6 protein-coding genes and 2 pseudogenes are annotated in these 9064 nt (G+C 62.4%); 7 read left to right on the top strand and 1 reads right to left on the bottom strand.

Going from position 1 to position 9064, the window contains the following annotated elements:
• The first annotated feature begins 78 nt into the window (after positions 1 to 78).
• From GEU01_RS17580 to GEU01_RS23180, 7 genes and pseudogenes are all read left to right on the top strand, one after another.
• Positions 79 to 1110 (top strand): IS110 family RNA-guided transposase, encoded by a 1032-nt coding sequence (locus tag GEU01_RS17580; RefSeq protein WP_026018748.1) that lies wholly within the window; start codon positions 79 to 81, stop codon positions 1108 to 1110.
• Positions 1111 to 1475: 365 nt separating this feature from the next.
• Entirely contained in the window at positions 1476 to 1589 is a 114-nt protein-coding gene (locus tag GEU01_RS24775; RefSeq protein WP_232272610.1) for a helix-turn-helix transcriptional regulator, read from the top strand.
• Positions 1590 to 1705: 116 nt separating this feature from the next.
• A complete protein-coding gene (locus GEU01_RS17575; protein ID WP_019087130.1) occupies positions 1706 to 2215 on the top strand; it encodes a hypothetical protein in 510 nt (169 codons plus the stop codon).
• Positions 2216 to 2422: 207 nt separating this feature from the next.
• Positions 2423 to 2788 carry a hypothetical protein gene (locus GEU01_RS27030; RefSeq protein ID WP_232272609.1) on the top strand — a complete coding sequence of 122 codons (366 nt, stop codon included), beginning with the start codon at positions 2423 to 2425 and terminating at the stop codon, positions 2786 to 2788.
• Entirely contained in the window at positions 2785 to 4674 is a 1890-nt protein-coding gene (locus GEU01_RS17565; protein WP_019087128.1) for a type IV secretion system DNA-binding domain-containing protein, read from the top strand. The genes GEU01_RS27030 and GEU01_RS17565 overlap by 4 nt, the downstream gene beginning before the upstream one ends.
• Complete coding sequence (mobF, locus tag GEU01_RS17560) at positions 4674 to 7448, top strand: MobF family relaxase (RefSeq protein WP_019087127.1); 2775 nt, start codon at positions 4674 to 4676, stop codon at positions 7446 to 7448. Before GEU01_RS17565 ends, mobF begins: the two co-directional genes overlap by 1 nt.
• A gap of 111 nt (positions 7449 to 7559) precedes the next feature.
• Positions 7560 to 8531: pseudogene (locus GEU01_RS23180) on the top strand (type IIL restriction-modification enzyme MmeI); the annotation flags it as partial.
• Positions 8532 to 8869: 338 nt separating this feature from the next.
• Here GEU01_RS23180 and GEU01_RS23175 read toward each other — a convergent pair.
• Positions 8870 to 9064: pseudogene (locus tag GEU01_RS23175) on the bottom strand (IS110 family transposase); the annotation flags it as partial.

Here is a 9064-nt window from a genome sequence, read left to right as displayed (position 1 = left end):
AGATGGGGTGGACGGCCTCCCTGCGGCATCAATGTGCCATGATGGAGGTTCACTGACCATCAGGAGGAGACCGCCCGTATGAAAGCTAGCATAATTGGCCTTGATATTGCCAAATCCGTTTTTCAGGCTCATGGGGCTGACGCAAATGGAAAGTGCGTTTTCAAGCGCAAGCTTGGTCGCAGTGAAGTTTCAGCATTTTTTGCAAAACTTGACCCATGTGAAGTTGTTCTGGAAGCCTGCGGGTCAGCTCATTACTGGGCACGGGTGATCAGCAGGATTGGTCATGATGTCAGACTGGTTCCTCCTGATCGGGTCAAATCATTTGTCAAAAAAGGCAAGAAAAACGACGCTGTTGATGCGGCTGCGATCTGCATGGCGGCGTCTCATCCTGATACGATGTGTGTTCCGATCAAGAGCGAAGAGCAGCAAGGTATCTTGTCACTGCATTCTACCCGCGCTCTTCTGGTCAAACAGCAGACCATGCTGAGTAATGCGTTACGGGCTCTTGCTTCCGAGTTCGGGCTGATAGCCCCTCTGGGCACACGCCATCTGCCAGAACTGATGGCAAAAATAGAGACATCAGCCGACCTGCCTGCTGCCATGAAGCAGAGTGCCATGTTGTTATTTGATCATTATGAAAAGGTCGCTCAGAGCATTGATACTTTGGAAGTGCAGATCCGGGCGCGTGCAAAAAGCGATGAGGATGCGCGTCGATTGATGACCATCCCTGGGGTCGGTCCCATAACGGCTTCTCTGATTGTCGCCTCGGTCGCGGATATTGGCTCCTTCGCCTCTGCGCGCCATTTTGCCGCCTGGCTTGGGCTTGTGCCTCGTCAGCATTCTACCGGCGGTAAAACCCGTCTGGGCAGGATTACCAAAACGGGCAACCGGCAGATAAGAACGTTGCTGGTTCTTGGTGCGACGGCCATGCTTCATCGTGCCCATAAGTGGGATAGCGCTGCGGGTCAGTGGCTATGCGAACTCATGGCGCGTCGTCCAAGGCGTCTGGCAACAGTTGCACTTGCCAATAAAATGGCTCGTATCATCTGGGCGTTGTTGTCACGTAAAGAGATCTATCGTCCGGCTGGTGTCAGTGTTTCAGCAGGCTGACCTGCACCAGCAGAACGATGGACACCGGAGCTTGCTCCGGTAGATCCGGCAGTATGTACGAACCGACGTGATGGGAAGACTGTCATTCAGCAACAGTTCAGGCCATACCGTTCGACCGTCTGTGCCCCTGAGCACGCGATACGAGATTGGTGCCTGACACGTGAGCGCACACCCATGATGGCCAGCGCATAAAGTCGCATAAACAGGCCGGACATAAGAGCGCATCTGACCGGGTCTTCGCGTTAAATCGGTATTCATCATCCAGCCGGTAGAATAATACGTTTTGGAAATGACATCGGGAGAACAATATGAGGTATTGCGCTTAAACGGCCGTCCACATAAGTCGGTCGAGCATTTATCGCCTGGTGCGCCAGAAGCGCTGCCCGCCGCCCGTGGTGATCGGTGGCGGGCGCGTCCGCTGGCGCGCAGGCGAGATCGAACATTGGCTCCAGGGCCTCCCGATCCAGACTTACATCTGACCGCAGGCGCGGCGCGGCCCCAGCCATTTGGGGGCGGTCCACGCCGCGCCTGCTCCCGGACTTCCTCCGACAACCCCGTTTCGTCGTGTTTCGCGTGATTCACGAAAGGATACCCCATGCCCATTGTCCGCGCCATGCAGGACTGGCTTCACCTTGGCAACCGGGTCACGCTACGTTTTCGCGTCCATCCCCGGATCGCCCGAGAAGCCCTCCCGCTGATCGAAAAACTGCTCGCTGATACCCCGGACGGCGAGACCTACCGATGCGCAATCGCCTTCTGGTGTCATGCCGTGCGCCCACCGCTTGTCGTCTATCGGGGGGATACTTCAACTTGCCGGATAGACGGCCCGTTGCAGGCGGCGGCGCGCACCTACTTTCCTCTGGGCGGCCTGATCGAAACGCCCGGCGTGACAGCCCATCTGACACCCTTCGAGGCGAACGCGCTGGACCTGCGTCTTCGGGAAGCGATCGAGCGTGTGATCCGCGCCTGGACTGCCGAGCATGAGCTTTACGCTCTGCCGCCTGCCGATCCCCATCTGGACCGCCGGACAGCGGATCGCGAGGCCCTTGTCCTGATCGCCCATTGGGCTGCCCAGCATCGCCGGGAAGGCGCGGATCATGCGTGATCCATGGCGGTTTTTCCATGCGACCAGCGGCCCCGATGCTGCGCATCGGGCCACAGAAAGAAGAACACACCTCACGCACTGGCCTGCGGCGGTTTTCTGCCGTTTTTCGAGGGTGCGATCGGGGTGCGCCTGCCTTCGCGGCTCGATATGTGGCGGATTTCCGCCCTTTTGCGCGCGTGCGGATCGGGTGCGGCTGGAGCGGTGGCCATGAGGCACGTCCAGCATTCCGTCCGCCTGCCGATCGTGCTGGATCGGACACTCCGGCAGCTTGCTACCCGGCGCGAGATGACCCCGTATGCCCTGTTGCAGGACTGCGTCCGCATCGGCCTCGCCTCCATGACGCAGGAGGGCACGACGGGACCAATCTCCGCCGAACTGGCGGAGGAACTGGGGCAGATCGGCGCGCGGATCGTCCATGTCGAGCGCCTGACCGAGCGCGCGCTGTATGTGTCCTGCGCCGCCTATGTCTTCGCCCGTGCCGCAGCCCCCACCCGCATCGACGAGACCCGTCTTACCGACGATATCAATGACGCCTTCCAGCGCCAGCTCGCCCTGGCGGGAGACACCCCATGACCACTGATCTTGACCAGCAGGCGCATGCCGGTGCCCTGCGCGCCATCCGCCGTGCCCAGAGTGGTGCACGCTTTCGTGCTGGCTTCCTCGTGACCGGCCTCGGCCTGCTGGCCGGTGGCGGGCTGACGGCAGTCACCACCACCTCGCCCGAGGAACTGACCGTAACCGGGCAGTTTCTTCTCGCCGAGGCCCAGCGTCCCATTCTGGCCATCAGCCATCGGGATGTGCCGATGATCGTCATCCTTGATGGCCGACGCTATGAGACCGGTGCCTACGAGCTGTTGGGCAGCGAGGACGTCCAGCATCGCGTCCTTGCCCTGATCGAACGCACCGCCCTGGGTGGTCTGGCCGGCATGGGGCTGGGGATCGGTGCCTTTGCCCTGACCGCCGGTCGGCGGCGGCGTAAACGCGCGCAGGAACTGGCCGACCGCACCATCGCCGGCAGTCGGGTCGTGTCCGAAGCCACGCTGGCGGCGGCCACGGAGAATACAGACGATCCCGCGCCCCTGCGGCTGGGCAGCGTCGCCCTGCCGCGCGCGATCGAGACGCGCCATCTGGCGATGATCGGCACCACGGGCGCAGGCAAGACCACCGCCCTGCGCCAGCTTCTCGACGTGATCGAAGCCCGTGGCGAGGCAGCCCTCGTTTATGACACGTCGGGAGATTTCGTCGCCCAGTATTACAACCCCGTCCGGGGCGACATCCTGCTCAATCCTTTCGATGCGCGGGGCGTCTACTGGAACCCGTTCGACGAAATCCGCCATCCCGCCGATGCCGCGCGGATCGCCCGCTATCTGATCAGCGAGACCGGCGACCGGGACCGCGATGTCTGGCTGGAAACGGCCCGCATCCTCGTGGCCAACATCCTGCGTGAACTCTGGGAAGAAAAACGCGGCACACCGGCGCAGCTGCTCGATACGCTGCAATATATGTCCAGCGCGGACATGGAGCGCTGGCTGGCCCATACCTCCTCGGCGCGGACGTTCGCCCAGGACGCCGAGCGCGCCACGGCCAGCGTCCTGTTCATGCTCGCCAGGGCCGCCAACCTGCTCATGTTCCTGCGCGCCGAACCGGCACAAGGCGGCGAAAGTTTTTCCTTCGCCCGCTTCTTCGCCGGGTTCGACGGCCACAAGGGCCGTCACCCGTGGATTTTCGTGCCGCGCAAGGAGGACCATTTCGAGGCCATCAAACCCCTGATGGCGCTATGGCTGGAATGCGCGGCCTCGGCGACGCTTGGCTTGCCGCCTTCCGATCGCCGCCGGATGTGGTTCCTGCTCGACGAGTTCCCGGACCTGCCGCGCGTGGACAACATGACCCGCCTGCTGCCGCAGGGGCGTAAGTTCGGCGCGGCCGTGATCCTGACCTTCCAGGCCATCGACCAGATGCGCAGCCGGTACGGGGAAAAGGACGCCGAAACGGTGCTGGGAAGCTGCAACAGCAAGCTCTTCCTTCAACTCGCTGATGTCGAGAGCCGGGACTGGGCATCGAAGACGATCGGCCAGGCCGAGGTCGAAATCCAGACCCTTTCGGCCAATCTCGATCCCAAAACACGGAAACCACAGATCACGGTCGGTACACGTCGCGAGGTCCGCCCGGCCGTGATGGAAAGTGCTTTGCGCCTGCCGCCCGGCTGGGCCTATCTTCTGTTGCCCGACGGATTGCCGGTGGCCCGGATTGCGCTCACCAACGCGCATATCATCGCGCGGGGTGCGGCCGGAACGCCAGCGTTCGAGCCGATCGGCCTGGATCAGACATTGTGGAAACAGACGCGGCCGGACGAGCCGAAGGCCGGAAAGGAGAAGAAGGAGGACAAACCCACCGGCGAGGCCCCGGCATCGAACCGCTCCGCCCGACGCAACCCGGCCTCCAAACCTGGTCCGGTCTGATGGTCGCCACCCTGTCGGCCCTGACCAACGCGGCCCAGGCGGCGAGCTACTACGAGGCCGACGATTATTACGCCGAGGGTGGCCTCGCCCCGTCCGAATGGCAGGGCAAAGGGGCGGAGGCGCTGAAGTTGCAGGGCGCGGTCGAACACGACCAGTTCTCCCGGCTTCTGGAAGGCCGGGTCGCGGATCAGCAGCTTGGCGCGACGCGGGACGGCGAGATCGCGCACCGGCCCGGCTGGGATTTGACCTTCAGCGCCCCGAAATCGGTGTCGATCCTGGCAGAGGTGGCGGGCGACCGCCGCCTGGTCGAGGCGCATGAGCGCGCGGTCAGGACCGCGCTGGGACTGGCCGAAACCCATTTCGCCGCAACGCGCATCCGGGAGGATGGAGCGGTCCGGCGTGAGACGACGGGGAATCTGGTCATTGCCACTTTCCGCCACGGCACCAGCCGCGCACTCGATCCGCAGCTTCACAGCCATAACATCATTCTCAACATGACCCAGGATGACGGCGGGCAATGGCGGAGCCTGGAACCCCGCGCCTTCTATCAGTTACAAAAGCAGTTGGGCGCGATCTACCGCCAGGAACTGGCGGGCGAGGTCCAGCGTCTGGGCTATGCGATCGTCAGGGGCAAGGACTCCGGCTTCGAGATCGCGGGACTCGACGCGGCGACCCTGGAGGCGTTCAGCCAGCGATCCCAGGCGATTGAAGCGCATCTCAGCGAGCGCGGGACCAGCCGGAAAGAGGCAAGCGCCGCCGAAAAGGAGATGGCGGCACTCGATACCAGGCAGGCCAAGGAGGCCGTGCCCCATGCCGATCTGGTCCGGGAGTGGCGCGCGGTGGCGGACTCCGCCGGCTGGAACGAACAGGCCCGGCGCGAGACGGTCGCACGGGCCGAGGCGCGCGCCCGGACCCAGGCCACAGCCCAGGACGTGGAAAGCCCTTTCGCCCGCGAATGCGCCGCCGATCGGGCGGTCGCGCGGGGCGCGTCGATGCTCGGCGAGCGGCAATCGGTCTTCGCCACAACCGCGCTGCACGAGGCGGCGGGGCGTTTCGCCTTCGGCGCGGTCGGCCATGCCGAGATCGGTGCCGCGATCGTGCGGGCGCAGAAAACCGGCGCGCTGGAAGCCCGCTCGTTCGTCGATCGCCGGGGTGCGGCCTTCGAGGGCCTGACCACGGCCGCCAATATCGCGGACGAGGCTGCCTTGCTGCGCCTTGAAGAGAGCGGACGGAACCAGGTCGCACCGATCCTGGCACCCGTAGCTGCCGCCCGCGCGGTGGCCCAGGCGGAACGGCGGGCGGAAGCACAGGGCCACGCATGGAACGAGGAGCAGCGCGCGGCGACGACGCAAATTCTCACCAGCCGCAACCGGATCATCGCCTTGCAGGGTGCTGCCGGCACCGCCAAGACCTCCACCGTGCTGGCAACCGTCGCGGAAGAAGCCCAAGCGCAGGGACTTCGTGTCACGGCACTGGCCCCGACCGCCTCGGCGGCCCAGGTGCTGGGCGATGCGCTTGGCAGTCGCGCCGACACGCTGGCGCGGCATCTTCTGGCACCCGGCAAACCGACCGTCGCCGATCAGCTCTGGATCGTGGATGAGGCGTCGCTGGTGTCGGCACGCGACACCGCGAAGTTGCTGGCGCTGGCGGACACCCATCGGGCGCGTGTGCTGCTGGTCGGCGACACGGCGCAACTCGGCTCGATCGAGGCCGGTGCTGCCTTCGGGCAGCTTCAGCAGGCAGGCATGGAGACCGCCCATCTCACCCGGATTCTGCGCCAGACCAACGAGCAGGCCCGTGCGGCGGTGGATGCCAGCCTTGCCGGCGATGCGAAGAAAGCCCTGGCGGCCCTTGATTCGGGTGGCGGGCATGTCGTCGAGCATGAAGGACGGGAAGCACGGTTCGAGCAGATGGCGCGGGATTTCGCGGCGCTGGACGGGAAAGCCCGCAAGCGCGCCCTGGTCATCGAGCCCTCGCGTGACGGGCGCGACATTCTGACCGGAAAAATCCGTGAGAAGCTGGCCGGGGCGGGTGCGCTGCGTGGGCAGGCGGTAGAAATGTCGCGTCTCGTGACCAAAGACATGACCCGCACCGAGGCCAAGGAGGCGGGTAGTTACGCGATCGGTGATGTCGTCCGTTTCACGAAGGATTATGCCGATAAGGGCGTCTCCCGCCGGGATGCCTATACCGTGGCCGGCATCGACACGGAAAAGGCGGCCGTGATCCTGACGGCGCGTGACGGACGACGCATAGACTGGCGCTTGCGGCAATGGGGCGCGACGCAATCCCAGGTGTTCACCGCCGAGCCGATCGAACTCCGTGCCGGTGACCGCGTGCAGTTCACCCGTAACGATCGGGCAGCGCGGCGGCTCAACGGCCAGCAAGGGGAAGTGATCGGTGTCGATCCCGCAGCGCGAACGGTCACGCTCCGCATGGCCAATCGCAGGATCGAGCATCTGACGCCGGACGATCCGCGCGACCGTCACATCGCCCATGCCTGGGTGGCCACGGCTTTTGCGGCGCAGGGACGCACCGCCGATCGCGTTCTGGTTCATGCCGATAGCACGGCCAGCCAGCTTGTGGATCAGAAGAGCTTCTATGTGGCCCTGTCGCGCGCCAGGCAAAGTGTTGCCATCTATACCAATGATCGCGGAAAGCTCGCCGCAGCTATTCAGGAACGCTCTGGGGTGAAGCAGACTGCCCTTGCATCGGCGGCAGGCTCCCAGATTGGGGACACCCAACGCAAGGCCGCTGCCAAAGGCATGGCCCTGTAATCCAAATTTGTATAGCTTCGGAATATGTAAAGTTTAAGGAGCAAGCATTCCGTGCCGTTCTGGGCATGGCGATGCTATCTCCTTGTTTGAGAACGGGATTGGGTAGAGGCGATGAACGCCGTAGAAATTGAAGAAGCCGTATCCGCGCTGGCGGAGCAACCTTTTGATGCGGAAGAATTCCCTTACCTTTTCCTCCTGGCCTTCGGCAACAAAGACACCACCATCAAGCGTCTCCGGGCCACCAAAGGCTCGACTAATGCCTCTGACATCCCTGGCGCCGTTCTCCAGCGGAATAACATCCATATTGCTACCTGCCAGCCCGGTGATGTAACGCGGACTTTAACCATCCTCCGGAATAGCCCAGCCACGTCGAAGGCCAAGGCTAAGTTCATCCTGGCGACGGATGGTGAGACCTTCGAGGCTGAAGAATTGGATACAGGCGAGACCGTCGCCTGTGCCTATACGGACTTCCCGAATCATTTCGGCTCGTTCCTTCCTTTGGCCGGCATCACGACAGTCAAGCAAATCCGCGAAAGTTCGTTCGATATTCGCGCGACCAGCAAGCTGAATCGCCTGTATGTCGAATTACTCAAGGACAACCCAGATTGGGGAACTTCCGACCGCCGCCATGACATGAACCATTTCATGGCTCGCCTGATCTTCTGCTTCTTTGCCGAAGACACGGATATTTTTCAGGATGGTCACTCTTTCACGAACACGGTCGATAAAATGACTGAGCGAGATTCGTCTAACACCCACGAGGTAATTGGCGAACTGTTCCGTGCAATGAATACCCCTACGGCAGAGCGAAAGAAAGCGGGCATTGCTCGTTACGCTGACAGGTTCCCATACGTTAATGGCGGTCTATTTGCGGGCAGCCCCGAGGTGCCTCGTTTCAGCAAGATCGCCCGCTCCTATCTTATCCATATCGGCGCCCTCGACTGGACAAAAATCAACCCGGACATCTTCGGGTCTATGATCCAGGCCGTGGCAGATGATGAGGAACGTGGCGCACTTGGGATGCACTATACGAGCGTTCCCAACATCCTCAAGGTGCTGAACCCTCTCTTTCTGGATGACTTATGTGGACGGCCGGTTCGATGCAATGGATCACATTTGTTATCTCTCTGCGTTTCTCTAAATCTTGTTTTCTCGGTGGAATGCATCGCTGCTCGCAGGATGCGGGGATCCGGTCAGGTGCGCCCTTATGTCCGGCCTGTTTGTGCGACGTTTTTCGCTGGCCATTATGGGTGTGCGCTTGCGTGTCAGGCACCAATCTTGAAAACGTGCTCGATGGCACATGTCATCCAACGGTATCGCCTGAACTGTTCCTGAATTACAGTCTTCCCATCACGCTGGTCAGTGCATTCTGCCGGATCTACCGGGGCGAACCCCGGCATCCATCGTCTTGGCAGCGCATGTCAGATTACAGCGACATTGCGGCCGGCCGGACGATAGATCTCTTTGCGCGACAGGAGAGCCCAGACGATCCGGGCCAGTTTGTTGGCAAGTGCGACGGTTGCAAGACGTGTTGGGCGACGCTCCAGAAGCTTGCAAAGCCATGCCCCTGCGGCGCTTGTCCATTTCTGCGCGCGGAAGGACATGGATGTCGCCCC

The organism is Komagataeibacter europaeus LMG 18890, from assembly GCF_000285295.1.
Lineage (GTDB): Bacteria > Pseudomonadota > Alphaproteobacteria > Acetobacterales > Acetobacteraceae > Komagataeibacter > Komagataeibacter europaeus.
Note: the sequence above shows the minus strand (reverse complement) of the source record. Positions and strands in the feature narration are given on the sequence as shown.